Raw genomic sequence first — 19708 nt, forward strand, 5'->3', positions numbered from 1 at the left:
ACCTAAATTATTCGGTCAATGTTTTGATTAACGATCAACAGTTACCAATATATATTGATAATTGCCCATTGTTCATTGCCAATTGTATGATAATGACATAATAAAGGGACAGTTGAAGAAAAAAGTACGGTTTTTTTAAGTAAAGGGTTCGTTTCGAACTAAGTAAAGGTATTCGTCCCTTCCTTTCCCCTGTAACGGGTTGGGGAAGGGACCTATGTGCGCAAGCTCAACGGGCAATTAGTACCACTCGGCTACGGACATTACTGCCCCTGCACCTATGGCCTATCAACGTGGTCATCTCCCACGGCCCTTTAAAGAAATCTCATCTTGTGGCTGGTTTCGCGCTTATATGCTTTCAGCGCTTATCCAATCCCGACATAGCTACCCAGCGATGCTCCTGGCGGAACAACTGGTGCACCAGCGGTCAGTCCGACCCGGTCCTCTCGTACTAGGGTCAGATCCACGCAGATTTCTAACGCCCGCAGTAGATAGAGACCGAACTGTCTCACGACGTTCTGAACCCAGCTCGCGTGCCACTTTAATGGGCGAACAGCCCAACCCTTGGGACCTTCTCCAGCCCCAGGATGTGACGAGCCGACATCGAGGTGCCAAACCCCCCCGTCGATATGAGCTCTTGGGGGAGATCAGCCTGTTATCCCCGGCGTACCTTTTATCCTTTGAGCGATGGCCCTTCCATACGGAACCACCGGATCACTATGCTCTTGTTTCCAACCTGTTCGACCTGTATGTCTCACAGTCAAGCGCCCTTGTGCCATTGCACTCTACACACGATTGCCAACCGTATTGAGGGCACCTTTAGAAGCCTCCGTTACTCTTTTGGAGGCGACCACCCCAGTCAAACTACCCACCACGCACTGTTCCCTCTTGGAGGGTTAGGCCCCGGACAAGCAAAGGCTGGTATTTCAACAATGACTCCACCACACCTGGCGATGCAGCTTCAAAGTCTCCCAGCTATCCTACACATTGCTTGACCAAGGTCAATACGAAGCTATAGTAAAGGTGCACGGGGTCTTTTCGTCCCACTGCGGGTAACCGGCATCTTCACCGATACTACAATTTCACCGAGCTCATGGCCGAGACAGTGTCCAGATCGTTGCACCATTCGTGCAGGTCGGAACTTACCCGACAAGGAATTTCGCTACCTTAGGACCGTTATAGTTACGGCCGCCGTTTACTGGGGCTTCAATTCAATGCTTCTCCGAAGATGACATCTCCTCTTAACCTTCCAGCACCGGGCAGGTGTCAGGCCCTATACTTCATCTCTCGATTTAGCAGAGCCCTGTGTTTTTGATAAACAGTCGCCTGGACCTCTTCACTGCGGCCCTGACGTTTATAGTCAGGGCGACCCTTCTCCCGAAGTTACGGGTCTATTTTGCCTAGTTCCTTAGCCATGAATCTCTCGAGCGCCTTAGAATTCTCATCCCAACTACCTGTGTCGGTTTAGGGTACGGGCTGCTTCGCTTGCTTTTCTTGGAAGTCGATATGCTGGATTATCACCTTGGCCGTAGCCTCGGTGTACTATCGGGCAGTTACCTGTCCCTTCAACGTGCAATTCCGTCTGCACGCACCAACTCCTCGCCTCCGTCGCTTTTAATGCGAGCAGGTACAGAAATATTAATCTGTTGTCCATCCACTTCCCCCTTCGGGTCTGCGTTAGGTCCCGACTGACCCCCAGCTGATTAGCATAGCTGGGGAAACCTTAGTCTTTCGGCGTGTGGGTTTCTCGCCCACATTATCGTTACTTATGCCTACATTTTCGTTTGTAGCTCCTCCAGCATCCCTCGCAGGTACACCTTCAGCGGCACTACAATGCTCCCCTACCCCTCTATAAATAGAAGCCATAGCTTCGGTGGTGTGCTTATGCCCGATCATTATCCATGCGGAACCGCTCGACCAGTGAGCTGTTACGCACTCTTTAAATGAATGGCTGCTTCCAAGCCAACATCCTGGCTGTCAATGCAGTTCCACCGCGTTTTGTCAACTTAGCACACACTTTGGGACCTTAGCTGATGGTCCGGGTTCTTTCCCTCTCGGACATGGACCTTAGCACCCATGCCCTCACTGCGCAGAAACATTTTATAGCATTCGGAGTTTGTCAGGAATTGGTAGGCGGTGAAGCCCCCGCATCCAATCAGTAGCTCTACCTCTATAAAACTATCTACACGCTGCACCTAAATGCATTTCGGGGAGTACGAGCTATTTCCGAGCTTGATTGGCCTTTCACCCCTACCCACAGGTCATCCCAAGACTTTTCAACGTCAACGGGTTCGGTCCTCCACTATGTGTTACCACAGCTTCAACCTGCCCATGGGTAGATCGCACGGTTTCGCGTCTACTACTACTGACTATGGCGCCCTATTAAGACTCGCTTTCGCTACGGCTCCGTCCCTAAAGGACTTAACCTTGCCAGTAAAAGTAACTCGTAGGCTCATTATGCAAAAGGCACGCCGTCACCGCGCCGAGGCGCGGCTCCGACCGCTTGTAAGCGTATGGTTTCAGGATCTTTTTCACTCCGTTATTCACGGTTCTTTTCACCTTTCCCTCACGGTACTGGTTCACTATCGGTCTCTCAGGAGTATTTAGCCTTGGCGGATGGTCCCGCCGGATTCATACAGGGTTTCACGTGCCCCGCACTACTCAGGATACCACTATGGACGATGTTCTTTACCTATACGGGACTGTCACCCTCTATGGTTACCCTTTCCAAGGTATTCTAATTCATCGCACGTCCAATAACGTGGTCCTACAACCCCAATATTGCCGAAACAACATTGGTTTGGGCTAATCCGATTTCGCTCGCCGCTACTATCGGAATCACTTTTGTTTTCTCCTCCTCCGGCTACTTAGATGTTTCAGTTCACCGGGTTTGCTTCCCTTGCGGGATGACATATCTTCAATATGCCGGGTTGCCCCATTCGGATACCCGCGGATCAATTCGTGTGTGCCGATCCCCGCGGCTTTTCGCAGCTTATCACGTCCTTCTTCGCCTCTGAGAGCCTAGGCATTCCCCATACGCCCTTATTTAGCTTGTCGCTAAACCTTTTATATTCTTAAATTCTATTCGTACTACTTTACTTAAAAAATTCGTGTTTTCTCTTCAAAGTACATATACCTAAATATATATACCCTGTCCCAATATGTCAATGAACTTTGTCCGCTTTTGGCCCTTGGCCTCCGGCTGATGGATAAAGGCAAATAGCCGATAACCATTTTGGTGGAGAATATCGGAGTCGAACCGATGACCTCCTGCGTGCAAGGCAGGCGCTCTAGCCAGCTGAGCTAATCCCCCGTTTTCAGTCGTCGGTTATCAGTTAACAGTTATCAGTTAATCGATGACCTAACGCCAACTTGGGATACCCAACTCCTAAAATTTCCAATCTTTCAATTATATGAACGTATCGCCCTTCTTGGGGGCAAAATGTAGTCCCAGGCAGACTCGAACTGCCGACCTCTACATTATCAGTGTAGCGCTCTAACCAGCTGAGCTATGGGACTGTCCCTACCACTGTGGACCATAGGGCCCAAAATAGCATTTACTATATATTGTTATCATAAAGACAGTTTCTTGTTATTAAATCGAAAGGACGGGACCGGTCTATAGTTCTCGGTCGTCGACTCTCTAGAAAGGAGGTGTTCCAGCCGCACCTTCCGGTACGGCTACCTTGTTACGACTTAGCCCTAGTTACCGATCTTGCCCTAGGCCGCTCCTTACGGTGACGGACTTCAGGCACTCCCGGCTTCCATGGCTTGACGGGCGGTGTGTACAAGGCCCGGGAACGTATTCACCGGATCATGGCTGATATCCGATTACTAGCGATTCCAGCTTCACGGGGTCGAGTTGCAGACCCCGATCCGAACTGTGACCGGTTTTGTAGATTCGCTCTGCCTTGCGACATGGCTGCTCTCTGTACCGGCCATTGTAGCACGTGTGTGGCCCAGGACGTAAGGGCCGTGATGATTTGACGTCATCCCCACCTTCCTCACGGTTTGCACCGGCAGTCCCGTTAGAGTCCCCGACATGACTCGCTGGCAACTAACGGTAGGGGTTGCGCTCGTTATAGGACTTAACCTGACACCTCACGGCACGAGCTGACGACAACCATGCAGCACCTTGCAAATTGCCCGAAGGAAAATCTATCTCTAGACCTGTCAAAATGCATTTAAGCCCTGGTAAGGTTCCTCGCGTATCATCGAATTAAACCACATGCTCCACCGCTTGTGCGGGCCCCCGTCAATTCCTTTGAGTTTCATTCTTGCGAACGTACTCCCCAGGTGGGATACTTATCACTTTCGCTTGGCCGCCCAGGACTCAAGGTCCCGGACAGCTAGTATCCATCGTTTACGGCGTGGACTACCAGGGTATCTAATCCTGTTCGCTCCCCACGCTTTCGTCCATCAGCGTCAGTATATGGTTAGTGACCTGCCTTCGCAATCGGTGTTCTATGTAATATCTATGCATTTCACCGCTACACTACATATTCCAGCCACTTCACCATAACTCAAGACCACCAGTATCAAAGGCAATTCTACAGTTGAGCTGCAGACTTTCACCCCTGACTTAATGGCCCGCCTACGGACCCTTTAAACCCAATAATTCCGGATAACGCTCGGACCCTCCGTATTACCGCGGCTGCTGGCACGGAGTTAGCCGGTCCTTATTCTTACGGTACCGTCAGTCAACTACACGTAGCTGTTTTTCTTCCCGTATAAAAGCAGTTTACAACCCATAGGGCCGTCTTCCTGCACGCGGCATGGCTGGATCAGAGTCTCCTCCATTGTCCAATATTCCTCACTGCTGCCTCCCGTAGGAGTCTGGTCCGTGTCTCAGTACCAGTGTGGGGGATCCCCCTCTCAGGGCCCCTACCCATCGTAGTCATGGTAAGCCGTTACCTTACCATCTAACTAATGGGACGCATGGCCATCTTCCGCCGCCCGAAGGCTTTAACCATTATGCAATGCTGCAAAATGGTACTACGGGGCATTAATCCAAGTTTCCCTGGGCTATTCCCCTGCAAAAGGTAGGTTCCATACGCGGTGCGCACCCGTGCGCCGGTCGTCAGCGGAGTGCAAGCACTCCCTGTTACCCCTCGACTTGCATGTGTTAGGCCTGCCGCTAGCGTTCATCCTGAGCCAGGATCAAACTCTTCATCGTTGTCTTATTAATATATTCCGCCAACGACCAAGAACCTTCCCGGCCCCGTCTCTCGATTCAAATTCTTTATTATATATGGTACGGTCCTAAAACCGTCCCAAATACGCTGTCTTTACAATATTTCAATGAACTCCTGTCCCGCCCCCTTTTACAAGGACGACGCTCCCGAACTATACTCCCGGACAGTCTCTAAATCCTGTCCCTGTGTCTCAAAGCGGGTGCAAATATACAACCCTTTTCGACACTGCCAAATAAAAATGAAAAAAACTTTTTCCTTCCTTATTCCAGCCCTTAAAAGTATCTCAATGAACGTGGCCCGAAGACCTTTTTTTCCCAACGACCTTAATCGTTTCGGGCTGCAAATCTACAACCATTTTCCCTTTCAACAATACTTTTTTTAAAGGTTTTTAAAAAAATATTTTAGCAGGCTCCATAACCCCTTACTTCCTAAGAACTTAGAAAGTAAACAAATTTTAAAAAAGGGTATTAAATCTAATACATTCCAACAATATAAACAAGAATCCCCTACTTTTTATTTGCGTTAGGGTCATCCCGAAGGGTCGGGAGCATCCCCGAACGCGACAAGGGATATAAGTGTATGGCCTAAGCCTGTATCCTATATACAGGGTAACACCCTAAAAACATAACCATATATATTGTACGCATGATTCCAAGATACTATCTTTGTACCCTTATAGTCATATAAAGAAACATGATCAAAATTACCTTACCCGACGGAACCGTCAAGGAGTACAGCAAAGGCAGCACTCCTATGGATATCGCAAAAAGCATAAGTGAAGGCTTGGCGCGAAATGTTATTTCAGCCAAATTCAACGATACCATTGTAGAAACGGTGACGCCTTTGAATGAAGATGGTTCACTAACCTTATATACATGGAACGATGATGCAGGCAAAAAAGCCTTTTGGCATTCCTCGTCCCATATCGTGGCCCAAGCCCTGGAGGAATTGTTTCCAGGTGCCAAACTGACTATTGGACCAGCCATTGAGAACGGATTCTATTACGATGTTGATTTTGGGGAACATTCGGTTTCGGAAAAGGATTTTCCGGCCATTGAAAAAAGAGCCTTGGAAATTGCCCGTGGTAAGCACGATTTTAAAATGCGCCCGGTATCCAAAGCTGAAGCCTTGGAAAAATACAAATCACAAGGAAACGAGTTCAAGGTTGAACTTATCGAGAATCTCGAGGATGGCACCATTACCTTCTGTGACCATGATACCTTTACCGATCTTTGCCGTGGTGGACATATACCGAATACCGGAATTGTCAAGGCTATAAAAATATTGAGTGTCGCCGGTGCTTATTGGCGTGGCGATGAGAACAACAAGCAACTTACCAGGGTTTACGGGATTTCTTTCCCAAAACAAAAGGATCTTACAGCATATCTGAACCTTTTGGAGGAAGCAAAACAACGGGACCACAGAAAACTGGGCAAGGAATTGGAACTCTTCACGTTTTCACAAAAAGTGGGACAAGGGCTTCCTTTGTGGTTACCCAAAGGTGCCGCCCTTCGTGAACGCTTGGAGGCTTTTCTTAAAAAGGCCCAGAAAAAAGCGGGATACGAAATGGTTATCACGCCACATATCGGCCAAAAAGAACTTTATGTAACCTCTGGCCATTATGCCAAATACGGTGAGGATAGTTTTCAGCCCATACGCACCCCGAAGGAGGATGAAGAGTTTTTGCTAAAACCGATGAACTGTCCACATCATTGTGAAATATACAATGCCCGTCCTTTTAGTTACCGCGAATTACCCAAACGTTATGCCGAATTCGGTACCGTATATAGATATGAACAAAGTGGGGAACTTCATGGGCTGACCAGGGTCCGTGGTTTTACACAGGATGATGCCCATATTTTCTGTACCCCGGAACAATTGGATGAGGAATTCAAAAAGGTAATCGATCTTTCGCTCTATGTATTGAACACCTTAGGGTTTGACAACTACAAGGCGCAAGTCTCGGTAAGGGATTTGGATAACCCCGAAAAATATATTGGATCGGTCGAAAATTGGGAAAAAGCGGAAAATGCCATCATCAATGCCGCCAAGGAAAAAGGCTTGGATTATGTTATTGAAAGCGGTGAAGCCGCATTTTATGGTCCGAAACTTGACTTTATGGTTAAGGATGCCTTGGGAAGAAATTGGCAGTTGGGCACCATTCAAGTGGATTACAATTTACCGGAACGTTTTGACCTTACCTATAAAGGAAGTGACAATGAGCTACATAGACCGGTAATGATCCACCGAGCACCTTTTGGCAGCATGGAACGATTCATCGCCCTGTTACTGGAGCATACCGGAGGAAATTTCCCGTTATGGCTGATTCCAGAACAGGCAATTATCCTTCCAGTTAGCGAGAAACACGAAAAATATGCCGAAAAAGTTTTAAAATCCTTGGAAAATAACGAAATTCGCGCCCTCATTGATAATAGAAACGAGACTGTAGGCAAGAAAATACGGGAAGCTGAAATGAGTAAAACACCATTTATGCTAATCGTAGGTGAGAGCGAGGAAGAAAATAATACCATAGCGATCCGTAAACACGGAGGCGATGATTTAGGTTCTATTACGGTACAGGATTTCGTTGACTTGGTCACTAAGGAAATAAACAGTACCTTAAAGTCGTTTTAAAAAAAAAGTTTAATTAAAATTAGTTAGTCATAGCAATTCGAAAAAGATTTAGGCCCCAACCTAGAAGAGAGAATAAAAACCCTCACAAAATCAATGAGAGAATCATATCACCAAATGTACGTTTGGTGGGTGATAATATTGAAGTTGGTGTTTACACATTGCCCCAGGCAATGGCAAAAGCAGAGGAATTAGGTTTGGATTTGGTGGAAATTTCACCAAAAGCAGAACCTCCTGTTTGTAAAATCATAGATTACAAGAAGTTTCTCTATGAGCAAAAGAAACGGGAGAAAGCCATGAAAGCGAAAGCTTCCAAGGTTGTGGTAAAGGAAATCAGGTTTGGTCCGAATACGGATGACCATGATTACGAGTTCAAGAAGAAACATGCCGAAAAGTTCCTGAAAGACGGGGCTAAATTAAAGGCCTATGTTTTCTTCAAGGGACGTTCCATTGTTTACAAGGACCAAGGGGAAATATTGTTGTTAAAACTAGCCTCTGAACTTGAAGAGTTGGGCAAAGTGGAACAAATGCCCAAATTGGAAGGAAAGCGTATGACCATGTTCATAGCGCCAAAGACCAAGAAATAAGACAGACACGCTGGAATAATACCCAGCTTTACAAGATACTGTACCAAGCCCTTAAACGGGGCTTGTTCAGCATAAATAAGTGAGATTAACCTAAATAGGAAAAAATGCCTAAACAAAAAACAAAATCCAGTGCCAAGAAGCGATTTAAGCTAACAGGTACCGGTAAAATCAAAAGAAAGCACGCTTTTAAGAGCCACATTCTTACAAAGAAGTCGAAAAAGCGTAAACTAGCGTTGACACATTCTACTTTAGTACATGACCATGATGTTAACAGCATTAAAGAACAATTACGTTTAAAGTAATTGTCCTTTCGGTAATTAATCATTAACCCTGGAGATGGGCAAAATACAAGAACAAAACTAGCGTTCGAGTAAATTAAAAAGTGGCGATTATCGCCCGCCTACTACAAAAAACAATTAAAATTATGCCAAGATCAGTAAATGCAGTAGCTTCTAGAGCACGAAGAAAAAAAGTGATGAAGCAGGCCAAAGGTTACTTTGGAAGACGTAAAAACGTCTGGACAGTAGCCAAAAATGCGGTTGAAAAAGCAATGTTATATGCTTACAGAGACCGAAGAAACAAAAAAAGAACATTCCGAGCCCTTTGGATTACCCGTATCAATGCAGGGGCAAGATTACATGGAATGTCCTACTCACAATTCATGGGTAAGGTAAAAGCCAACAACATTGAGTTGAACCGTAAGGTTTTAGCCGATTTGGCCATGAACCACCCAGATGCCTTCAAGGCCATTGTAGACAAAGTAAAATAGATTTAAGAATATATCTCACTTAGGAAAATCCGACTTTAACGAGTCGGATTTTTTTGTGCTTAAATACCATAGGCGGTGAGTACTAGGTTCCTTCCGGAAGCATTGTTTCTATGCTCACATAAATAGATGCCTTGCCATGTACCCAAATTCAATCTTCCGTTGGTAATCGGAACCTGAACCGATGCACCCATTAACGATGCCTTAATATGTGCGGGCATATCGTCAGGGCCTTCGTACGTATGTATATAATAGGGAGCATCCTCAGGCACCATAACATTCATATGGCTCTCAAAATCTTCCCGTACCGTAGGGTCTACATTCTCATTTATGGTCAAACTCGCCGATGTATGTTGTATGAACACCTGTAAAATCCCTTTTTCAATTGTCCCTAACCCCAATAGCGCATGGGTTACTTCATTCGTAATAAGATGAAATCCCCTTGAAAAGGGACTCAGTCGTATTTCCTTTTGATAAAATTTCATAGTTTCCCATTAAAAGTTACTATTGTTAAGATAAACTTTATCGATAATATTCTTGTTATTTAACCTTAACAAATACCTTTGCAGCTTATATTTTTACAAATGAATCTATCCCAAATTAAAATGGTGGTTTCCGATATGGATGGCACCCTATTGAATTCCAACCATGAGGTCAGTGACCGTTTTTTTGAATTGTTCGATCAATTGCAAAAAAAAGGTATTCTTTTCGTGGCCGCCAGCGGACGTCAATACAATAGTATTGTCGATAAGTTGGATACCATTAAAAACGATATTGTCGTTGTGGCCGAAAATGGCGGTTATGTTAGGCGGAATGAAGAGGAGTTGCTCGCTACCCTGCTTCCTAAGGACAAGCAGAAAATCATCTTGGATATCCTGGATACCGTCGATAACATACACCCGGTGCTTTGTGGTAAACAAAATTCCTATTTAACAGGGAATTCCGATTCTTTTGCAGACCTATTGAAACAGTATTATTCGGCCTATGAAATCGTAGAGGACCTTTCCATGGTCGATGCTGAAATCCTGAAGATCGCCATTTACCATTTTGAGAGTTCGGAACAACATATATATCCTGCCGTACAACATTTGGAGGGTGATTTAAAGGTTAAGGTATCCGGTCCCAATTGGGTCGATATATCGAGTCCTGATGCAAACAAAGGATTTGCCTTGCAAAAGCTTCAGGAACTCTACAACATCAAACCTAGTGAAACCATGGTTTTCGGGGATTATAACAATGACCTGGAAATGCTTGCCTTGGCAGAATACAGTTTTGCCATGGCCAATGCACACCCCAACGTAAAGAAAGTTGCCCATTACGAAACGGAGAGCAACGACCATTTTGGCGTGGAACGTATTTTGGAGAAACTTATAAAGGCTTAAGGTTTTAGGTCTTTTGCTTCTTTTTTCGAGCTGCAGGAAAAAGCACATTGTTTAAAATAAGGCGATAGCCTGGGGATGTTGGATGCAACTCCAATTCCGTCTTCGGGTCCCCTACCCTATGTTGATAATCCTCCGGATCGTGTCCACCATAAAAAGTAAAGAAGCCTTTACCCTTTATTCCATGGATATAACGAGCCTCACCATTGAGTTTATTCTCCCCTAGGACCAATACGGTTGGTTTTATTTCCTTTCGATTGAATGCGGTAGTCTGTCCCATAAACCCTTTTACCAAAGCCGTATGGTTTTGGCAAAGCATGGTAGGCACTGGATCCCATTTCGCCGAAAAATCCATCAGGGTAAAATAATCCGATTCCTTGGGTACCCCTCCCCTTTTATTGGTCATATCAATGGATGAAAACTCATAACGCATGGGGTTTCGTTCCAAAGTGAAATCGGTGAAGGCAAACGTCTTCCCAAAATCCAATTTACTTTGGTAATTGGCATCGGAGGGGTCGTTGTCGAACATAGGCTCACAAATATCGACACCATCTGCTGCCAAAGCGATATCAAAACTATCCGTGGCCGAACACATGGCGAACATAAAGCCACCCCCTATGACATAGTTCCTGATTTTCAAGGCCACATCCCTTTTTTCCTCAGAGACCTTATCATACCCCAATTTGGCCGCTAAGGCCTCAGCCTCTTTTTTCCCATTAATATACCAAGGCGTGGCCCTATAGGCACCATAAAATTTACCATATTGACCGGTAAAATCCTCATGGTGTAAGTGTAACCAATCGTACAGGACCAGTTTATCATCCAACACTTCTTCATCATAAATCGTTACATAGGGTATCTCTGCATAGGTAAGCACCATGGTCACGGCGTCATCCCAGGGTTGGTTCGTTTTTGGGGAATATACCGCAATCTTGGGAGCCTTTTCAAGAATAACCGCTTCCTGATTTTGGGAAGGACTTCCAATACCATCCAAAATTCCTTGGGCCTGCCCATCAGATAGTATTTCAAAGGACACTCCACGAATTTGACATTCCCTACGAATGGCTTCCCCATCGGGAAGCAGGAAAGACCCTCCCCTATAATTCAACAGCCATTGGACCTTTTGTTGTTTGGTGAGTACCCAATAGGTAATTCCATATGCCTTTAGATGATTCTTTTGGGTATCCGCATCCATGGGAATAAGAATTGAGGACGCCGAAATACTCCAAGTAAAAAGTAGGAAGAAAAAAAATAAAACGCTTTTATGCATTGAATATCTTCTTTGAAAGATGTTTACCAAAGATAATGGAAAATAGAGTTGCCCTATTTGTTTTATGATATTTTGTGAAATACAACCAGAATACTACGGGAATTTCCATCCGTCAAACACACGCTTAGTACCCGTCGTAGGGATCCGCCTTGCTATTTAAAAAGGCACATCATTATCATTCGGATTAAAATCCTCGTTCATAGAACTACCGAAAGCCTCATTGGCATCGGGAAGATTTTTGGTGATAAAGGGATTCCCATCCTCCGCATTCATTTTCGATTGAAACTCGAAAGGCGAATCAAAATCATCCAAATTATCGAATTTACCAAGGTTACCGATAAACTTCAACCTAATGTTCTCCAAACCACCATTTCTGTGTTTGGCTACAATGAATTCTGCTTGACCCTGGGTGGGTGTACGTTCTTCATCATCCCATTCATCAATCTTATAATATTCAGGTCGATAAATAAAGGAAACGATATCCGCATCCTGCTCAATGGCCCCAGACTCCCGAAGATCCGATAGGATAGGACGTTTACTGCCCCCCCTTGTCTCTACGGCCCTGGACAGCTGGGATAAGGCAATGACGGGCACACTGAGTTCCTTGGCCAAGGCCTTGAGGTTCCTCGAAATCGTAGATATCTCCTGTTCACGGTTCCCACCTTTTTGACTCCCTCCTGCGGTCATCAATTGCAAATAATCGATAATGATCATTTTTATACCGTGCTGGGAAGACAATCGCCTTGCCTTTGCCCGAAGGTCAAAAATGGATAATGAAGGGGTATCATCGATAAACAACGGTGCTTTTTCGAGGGTCTTCACCTTAACATTAAGTTGTTCCCATTCGTGTTTTTCCAACTTTCCGGTACGCAACTTCTCGGATGACAGTCCGGTTTCCGATGAAATCAACCTCGTAATCAACTGTACGGAGGACATCTCCAGCGAAAAGAACGCCACGGGTACTCCAGAGTTCACCGCGATATTACGGGCCATGGAAAGCGTCAATGCGGTTTTACCCATCCCTGGACGTGCAGCCACAATAATCAAATCACTCGGCTGCCAACCGGAGGTAAGCTTATCGAGTTTATCAAAGCCCGAAGCAATACCACTCAATCCTTCCTTATTGGAAATTTCCTCAATCCTTTTCTTGGCCTGGATCACTAAATTTTGGGCCGTTTCGGCAGAGCGTTTCAAATTGCCTTGGGTGACATCGTATAGTTTGGATTCTGCCTCATCCAATAGGTCAAAAACATCCGTACCCTCATCATAGGCATCCTCAATGATCTCATTCGATATCTTAATCAGACTACGTTGGATATATTTTTGGAGTATGATACGGGCATGAAACTCGATATGGGCCGAAGAGGCCACTTTTTGGGTCAATTTTATAAGGTAAAAATCCCCTCCAACGGATTCCAGTTTACCATCCTTCTTCAATTGGGAAGAAACGGTTAATAAATCGACCGGTTCCGAGGTTTCAAACAATTTAAAAATGGCCTCATAGATAAAACGATGGGCATCCTTATAGAAAACATCGGGGTGTAAGATATCAATAACCTCATCAACCCCTTTTTTGTCAATCATCATAGCACCAAGCACAACCTCCTCTAAATCAACAGCTTGAGGTGGTATTTTACCCCTTTCCAGGTTGATAATAGTGGACTTGTCTATCTTATGGCCAATAAGTGGCTTGGGTTTTTCCATGAATGCGAAAATATGTAATTAACCTTAAGTTAACGTAGGTTTACGGTTTAACTATTTCAACGGTTCATTAACAATTTACCTGTTGATAAGTTACAAAAAGTGTTGATAACAGAAAAAAAAATGGAATAGGAAAGTATGTGATCGGACTACCTTGAACAAATACAAGGATTAGCCATTGAAAACACCCATATTCGCATATTTATCCATACGCAATTCGACCAATTTTTTTGGTGATAACTTTTGCAATTCCTCGTAATGGGTGGTTATTTTATTTTTGACGGTTTCAAAAGTCTTTTCCCGATTACTATGGGCGCCACCAACCGGTTCGCGCACAATCTCATCGATCAATTTCAACTTTTTCATATCCGGTGCCGTCAGCTTCAATGCCTCGGCTGCTTGTTCCTTGTATTCCCAACTTCTCCATAATATGGAAGAGCATGATTCCGGTGAGATTACAGAGTACCATGTATTTTCCAACATCAGTACACGATCACCCACACCTATGCCCAAAGCACCACCGGATGCACCTTCACCGATAATGGTTACGATGATCGGCACTTTCAATCGGGTCATTTCCATGATATTCCTGGCGATAGCCTCTCCCTGTCCGCGCTCTTCAGCCTCAATACCGGGATAAGCTCCTGGAGTATCTATAAAACAAACCACGGGAATACCGAATTTCTCGGCAGATTTCATTAGACGTAATGCCTTTCGATACCCTTCAGGGTTCGCCATACCAAAATTTCGATACTGTCGGGTTTTGGTATTATATCCTTTCTGTTGCCCAATGAACATGAAACTCTGATCTCCGATTTTACCCAAACCACCGATCATCGCCTTATCATCCCTTACGGTACGATCCCCGTGAAGTTCCAAAAAGGTATCACCACAGATGGCATTTATATAATCCAACGTATAAGGTCTATTGGGATGTCTGGAAAGTTGTACCCTTTGCCATGCCGTAAGGTTTTTATAGATATCCTTACGCATGGTGATCAACTTTTTCTCGATCTGTTTGCAGGTTTCACTAACGTCTACATCACTCTCCTCCCCGATGACCATACACTTATCCAACTGGTCCTCAAGTTCTTTAATGGGAAGTTCAAAATCCAAATATTCCATGTGCTGATCAGGTTTTGTTAGTTTGAATGGCAAATATAAAATAATCTAAGGGAACCCTGTGGCTCAGCCATTTTTTTTAACGTCGATTTGTTTCATTACGCCATTGGCAATGACCGTAAGAATAATGATCAATGCCCCGAAATAGAACTCTGGCTTCATTTTCTCATCATCACCTAAAATAAAAAAGGCCAGGATGATACCATAAACAGGTTCTAGGTTTACCGTCAACACCACCGTATATGGTGTAATGTACCGCATCACCTTAACCGAAGCGATATAGGCATATGCCGTACATATGGAAGCAAGTATCCCTATAAATATCCAATCCGCGGGCGACAATGTAAAGAACCCTATTGTAAAATCCCCCCTAAAAATCATAAAAACGGTTAAAAACAAGACACCGCTACCCAATTCATAAAACGAAATGACCGATGGTTTCTGATACGTGATCAATCGGCCATTGATCAATGTAAACACAACGGAGAGAAAAGCGGAAATCAATGCGAGGACAATTCCATACAGGTAATCGGTTTCTACCTGAAAAATAATATACAGCCCCATGATCACGATCAAACCGAACACGATTTCATATATGACCACCTTCCTACCATACCAAATGGGTTCCAGAATCGCGGTAAAAAATGCCGCGGTCGACATGGTTGCCAGGGTTACCGAAACATTGGACACTTTGATCGCCATAAAGAAAGTAACCCAATGGAGGGCGATGGTTATACCGCCAACAACCATCCATAGCAACCCTTTCCTCGAAACGTCAAGGGAAAGTTTCTTATACTTAATATAAAAAAAGATGAGCGTTGTTGCCAGCACCATTCGATACCAAACCAAGGGAAGTGCATCAATGGTTATCAACTTGCCAAGAACCGCTGTAAATCCCCAGATAAATACGATTAAATGAAGAAGTAAGTAATTTTTTAGTTTAACGCTTGGCATTTTGCAACAGGTAAAACGCTAATATGCCAAAAACAATATTCGGGATGACCACAGCCATTAAGGGTGAGAAACCAGCCTGTTCGGCCAGGGTACCAAAGACTTTGTCAAAAAAGATATAGATAAAGGCAACGCCTATACCGAAAGCCAGGTTAACGCCCATACCCCCACGTCGTTTTACGGAAGAAACCGCGACCGCAATGATGGTCAGTATGAATGCCGTCAAAGGCAAGGCCCATCTTCTGTACTTTACAAGCACGTAATTATTGATGTTGGAAGCCCCTTTTCGTCTTTGGTCCTTTATAAATTTATTAAGTTCAAACAGGTTCTTGGTTTCCGCGATATAGGACACTGGGGTCAAGTCATCTATCTTAAAGGCGAACAAGGTATCCAACCTATTCTTGGTCTGAATAATGGCCGAATCCCCTACCATGGTGCGCTTTGTGTATTTGATCAAGCGATAAATACTGTCTTTTTCTACCCATCGGATACTATTGGCCGAAATTTTGAAATCCAATGTGTTATCGTCATTAAAACGTTCAAAGGTGAATTTGTTGGCATTCTGTCTTGCAGGATCGAAACTACTTACGTAGAGAAAATCATTTTCATTCAGCTGATTGAATATATTACTGGTAATCCGGTCCTTCTTCCCTTTTTTCAAATATTTGTATTTGAACTCATTGTACCCTTTACTGGCATTGGGAACAATGAACATGGCCATAACCAACATGGTCACCGCTATGATTGAAGCACCTATCAAATAGGGTCTTAAAAAGCGACCATAGGACACCCCTGAACTCAATATGGCCACGATTTCCGTATTACTGGCCAGCTTGGAGGTAAAAAATATAATCGACAAAAACAGGAATATGGGAAAGAGGAGACTACCGATATAAATGGTGAAATTCAAATAGTAGATGATGATTTCATTGGTAGGGGCATCATTATCGATCATCTTACCGATTTGCTCGGCAAGGTTCGCCATAATACCTATAGGGATAAAAAGCAACAACATCACTGCAAAAGTGAGCAAATACCGCTTGAGTATGTATTTGTCTATAATGCTCAACACTATAATCTTTTATCCATTTGTTTGACCATGATATTCTTCCATGATGTGAAATCACCGGCTAAAATATGCTTTCTTGCCTCACGGACCAACCAAAGGTAAAATCCGAGATTGTGTATGGTTGCAATTTGCTTGCCCAAATATTCATTGGCGGCGAACAAATGTCGTAAATAGGCTTTTGAATATTCCTTATCCACAAAGGTAGTACCCATTTCGTCTATGGGCGAAAAATCATCCTCCCATTTTTTATTCTTGATGTTTATTGTACCATGGGCCGTAAAAAGCATCCCGTTCCTAGCATTTCGCGTAGGCATCACACAATCGAACATATCGATACCGAGTGCAATATTCTCCAAAATATTAATCGGGGTGCCTACACCCATCAAATACCTGGGTTTATCTTTTGGCAATATATCGCATACGACTTCGGTCATGGCATACATTTCCTCTGCCGGTTCACCCACGGAGAGACCTCCAATGGCATTCCCTTCGGCCCCCGCATTGGCTATATATTCTGCCGACTGTATTCGGAGGTCCTTATAGGTGGACCCTTGAACAATTGGAAAAAACGACTGCGAAAAGTCATAGGTAAACGGGGTTTTATCCAAATGTGCCATACACCGATCCAACCATCGATGCGTCATATGCATCGATCGCTTGGCGTAATTGTATTCACAAGGATAAGGTGTACATTCATCAAAGGCCATAATAATATCGGCTCCGATGACCCGCTGGATCTCCATCACCTTCTCTGGGGTGAACATGTGCATAGAACCATCGATATGCGATTTGAACTTTACCCCTTCTTCCTTGATCTTTCTATTTGCCGATAGGGAATATACCTGATAACCACCGCTATCGGTCAAAATATTCCGGTCCCAACCCATAAACTTATGTAATCCCCCCGCTTGTTGAAGAATCTGGGTTTTAGGACGTAGGAACAAATGATAGGTATTCCCTAAAATAATATCAGGGTTTATCTCTTCCTTTAGTTCCCGCTGATGTACCCCTTTAACCGAGGCCACCGTACCTACTGGCATAAAAATAGGGGTTTCGATAACCCCATGATCCGTAACCATTTTACCGGCACGTGCCTTGCTTTGAGCGTCTGTATGTTCTAATGTAAATTGCACTTTCTTGTTTAAAGTGGCAAATATAATCATCTACCCATGATAAAGTCCTTAACGAAAAAATAAAGTTTCCCATTTGGGGTAGATTGGAAAAGTCCAAGGCGCCATAAAAACAACGACAAGGGTTATCAGCCCTTTGATTTTTGTGACAAATATTTTTAAAATGATCGGCTGTATTGTAACAATAAAGAAAAATCTTCATCGTTCTTTGAGTAATAGGTAACATAACGAATGGTATCACTTTTGATATCAAAAAACGAACCTGAAAAGGCTCAGGTAAAAAACAAACACATTATGAAGAAAACAATTCTATTGGCAGTTTTTGCTTTGGCTAGCATCACTGCATTTGCCCAAAGCGGTTCCGGATTCGGCATAAAGGCCGGACTTAACTACAACAAGAACGGTGATTTGATACGTTCTGCCACCGATGCCGGAGAAAACATCATAGAAGGCTCTGATGGTAAGGTTGGCTACCATGTTGGTGTATTTGGAAAGTTGGATTTCCCAAAAATCTATTTGAGACCCGAATTGATCTACACCAAAACAAAAAGTAGTTATGAACTGGATGGCAATTCCAATGACTACGACATCGCAAAATTAGACCTTCCCGTACTCATAGGGTATAAAATCATTGGCCCTTTGCACATCTTCGCAGGTCCTGCCTTCCAATATACCTTGAGCAATGACCTCGGGGATTTAAAAGTTGAGGATGTAAAAGATGATTTTACCGTCGGACTCCATCTTGGTGCCGGGGTGAACTTAGGAAAAATCGGATTGGATGTACGCTACGAACGTGGCTTCTCTGAAAATGAAGCCAACTTCATCGGAAATAACGTTACCGATATTTCAGGAAGGGTTGATTCACGACCTTCCCAAATCATCTTTGGCCTATCGTTAAATCTTTAAAAGAAACCTTTTAAGCAAAAAAAAGCCCTGACGGTTTGTTCCGTCAGGGCTTTTTTTATTGTCTTTATGACTACGTTCTAATTATCTGGATCCAAATAATCCGGCGTACCATCCTTGTCCGTATCAGGATATGGATATATAATATTCCCTTCATCATCTTCTATTTCGGTTGATGTGGCAATACCGTCCCCATCATCATCCGCGTCTATATAATTAGGAAATCCATCACCATCGGTATCATCGTTGCTTACATCGTTATCCCCATTCAAATCCTCAGCACTCGATGGAATACCATCGAGATCATAATCGGTATCCTCAACCCTCAATACATTGATTTTAAAAACGATTGGCGCATAGGACTCACCCCCTACACTACCTGAAAAATAGGCTAATCCGGAAGGAATGAACAACATCCCCACTCCAGAATCAAGTACCTCAAAAGTACCGTCCTCATTTTCCACAACATCGCCTCCTGACTTAAATAACGATAACCCTTTCCTGAAACCGGATTTTGTACTTATCAATTCCAACCAAACAGGTGCTCCTATTTTACTGTCAAAAACACTCCCATCGAGCAGTGAGCCCTCATAATTCAGATACAAGGAATCAGACACTGTTGGCGAAACACCTACACCTTCCCTCGCTGTTAAATAGTATAAGGTGTGTTCAATATCCTCCTCCTCAGTGGATGCACTAACATCATCAGAAGACACCTTGAATTTAATGGATTCGACCTGATCGATCAATGGGGTTTTATCTGCATTGTCACCGGCTAGGGTATCTACCACTATGGAATAATCAAACCCTTCAGGTTTTGCCATAAATTCCTCGTAATTGTAGAAATGGGTCTCCAAGTATTCCCGTATTTCGGCATCGTTTTCAGCTTGGACCTCACTTAAGGTCCTGGTTACGACATCCACAGTCTCATCACCATCATCATCTTTCTTACATGACCACGCAAGGAATACCACTAAAAGTACTATAATACTATTTTTCATCTTCAA

The 19708-nt window shown here is 44.0% G+C and carries 14 protein-coding genes, 2 tRNA genes and 2 rRNA genes; 6 read left to right on the plus strand and 12 right to left on the minus strand.

Translation table 11 applies throughout. The features are described from left to right. Window positions 1-216 precede the first annotated feature (216 nt). From LX92_RS04285 to LX92_RS04300, 4 genes are all read right to left on the minus strand, one after another. Window positions 217-3055, minus strand: a 23S ribosomal RNA gene (locus tag LX92_RS04285). Between the two features lie 178 nt (window positions 3056-3233). After that, a tRNA-Ala gene (locus LX92_RS04290) sits at window positions 3234-3310 on the minus strand. Between the two features lie 132 nt (window positions 3311-3442). Continuing rightward, window positions 3443-3516: transfer RNA gene (locus LX92_RS04295), tRNA-Ile, on the minus strand. 128 nt (window positions 3517-3644) lie between these two features. Next, a 16S ribosomal RNA gene (locus LX92_RS04300) occupies window positions 3645-5173 on the minus strand. The 16S and 23S rRNA genes sit together here with 2 tRNA genes alongside, the layout of an rRNA operon. Before the next feature lie 712 nt (window positions 5174-5885). Between LX92_RS04300 and thrS the strand changes: the two genes are divergently transcribed. The 4 genes from thrS to rplT all read left to right on the plus strand — a co-directional run bounded on the left by thrS (window position 5886) and on the right by rplT (window position 9179). Continuing rightward, window positions 5886-7826 (plus strand): threonine--tRNA ligase, encoded by a 1941-nt coding sequence (thrS, locus tag LX92_RS04305; protein ID WP_109649077.1) that lies wholly within the window; start codon window positions 5886-5888, stop codon window positions 7824-7826. A 29-nt stretch (window positions 7827-7855) separates the two neighbouring features. Continuing rightward, entirely contained in the window at window positions 7856-8410 is a 555-nt protein-coding gene (gene infC, locus LX92_RS04310) for a translation initiation factor IF-3 (RefSeq protein ID WP_109649078.1), read from the plus strand. Between the two features lie 104 nt (window positions 8411-8514). Beyond that, entirely contained in the window at window positions 8515-8712 is a 198-nt protein-coding gene (gene rpmI / locus LX92_RS04315; protein WP_109649079.1) for a 50S ribosomal protein L35, read from the plus strand. 122 nt (window positions 8713-8834) lie between these two features. Continuing rightward, window positions 8835-9179 carry a 50S ribosomal protein L20 gene (gene rplT / locus LX92_RS04320; protein WP_013304702.1) on the plus strand — a complete coding sequence of 115 codons (345 nt, stop codon included), beginning with the start codon at window positions 8835-8837 and terminating at the stop codon, window positions 9177-9179. A gap of 59 nt (window positions 9180-9238) precedes the next feature. Here the strand turns inward: rplT and LX92_RS04325 are convergent, their stop codons facing one another. Next, entirely contained in the window at window positions 9239-9661 is a 423-nt protein-coding gene (locus tag LX92_RS04325) for a secondary thiamine-phosphate synthase enzyme YjbQ (protein ID WP_109649080.1), read from the minus strand. 99 nt (window positions 9662-9760) lie between these two features. Here LX92_RS04325 and LX92_RS04330 point away from each other — a divergent pair, with 99 nt between their 5' ends. Next, on the plus strand, window positions 9761-10558 hold the full coding sequence (locus LX92_RS04330) for an HAD family hydrolase (protein ID WP_109649081.1): 798 nt from the start codon (window positions 9761-9763) through the stop codon (window positions 10556-10558). A 4-nt stretch (window positions 10559-10562) separates the two neighbouring features. Here LX92_RS04330 and LX92_RS04335 read toward each other — a convergent pair whose 3' ends face one another. From LX92_RS04335 to tgt, 6 genes are all read right to left on the minus strand, one after another. Further along, window positions 10563-11825 carry an asparagine synthetase B gene (locus LX92_RS04335; RefSeq protein WP_109649082.1) on the minus strand — a complete coding sequence of 421 codons (1263 nt, stop codon included), beginning with the start codon at window positions 11823-11825 and terminating at the stop codon, window positions 10563-10565. Between the two features lie 156 nt (window positions 11826-11981). Further along, window positions 11982-13529, minus strand: coding sequence for a replicative DNA helicase (gene dnaB, locus LX92_RS04340; protein ID WP_109649083.1), 1548 nt, complete (start codon window positions 13527-13529; stop codon window positions 11982-11984). 168 nt (window positions 13530-13697) lie between these two features. Then, window positions 13698-14651, minus strand: a complete 954-nt coding sequence (locus LX92_RS04345) for an acetyl-CoA carboxylase carboxyltransferase subunit alpha (RefSeq protein ID WP_109649084.1) — start codon at window positions 14649-14651, stop codon at window positions 13698-13700. Window positions 14652-14714: 63 nt separating this feature from the next. Further along, the gene (locus LX92_RS04350; protein ID WP_109649085.1) at window positions 14715-15602 is read right to left on the minus strand and encodes a DMT family transporter; all 888 of its coding nucleotides are present in this window, start codon (window positions 15600-15602) and stop codon (window positions 14715-14717) included. Further along, window positions 15589-16668, minus strand: coding sequence for an LptF/LptG family permease (locus LX92_RS04355; RefSeq protein WP_109649086.1), 1080 nt, complete (start codon window positions 16666-16668; stop codon window positions 15589-15591). The genes LX92_RS04350 and LX92_RS04355 overlap by 14 nt, the downstream gene beginning before the upstream one ends. A 2-nt stretch (window positions 16669-16670) precedes the next feature. Beyond that, window positions 16671-17801, minus strand: coding sequence for a tRNA guanosine(34) transglycosylase Tgt (gene tgt, locus LX92_RS04360; protein ID WP_109649628.1), 1131 nt, complete (start codon window positions 17799-17801; stop codon window positions 16671-16673). A gap of 291 nt (window positions 17802-18092) precedes the next feature. Between tgt and LX92_RS04365 the strand changes: the two genes are divergently transcribed. Beyond that, on the plus strand, window positions 18093-18704 hold the full coding sequence (locus LX92_RS04365; protein WP_109649629.1) for a porin family protein: 612 nt from the start codon (window positions 18093-18095) through the stop codon (window positions 18702-18704). Between the two features lie 77 nt (window positions 18705-18781). Here the strand turns inward: LX92_RS04365 and LX92_RS04370 are convergent, their stop codons facing one another. Continuing rightward, a complete protein-coding gene (locus tag LX92_RS04370; protein ID WP_109649087.1) occupies window positions 18782-19702 on the minus strand; it encodes an FKBP-type peptidyl-prolyl cis-trans isomerase in 921 nt (306 codons plus the stop codon). Window positions 19703-19708: the final 6 nt, after the last annotated feature.

It is taken from the genome of Maribacter polysiphoniae (assembly GCF_003148665.1).
Classification (GTDB): Bacteria; Bacteroidota; Bacteroidia; order Flavobacteriales; family Flavobacteriaceae; genus Maribacter_A; species Maribacter_A polysiphoniae.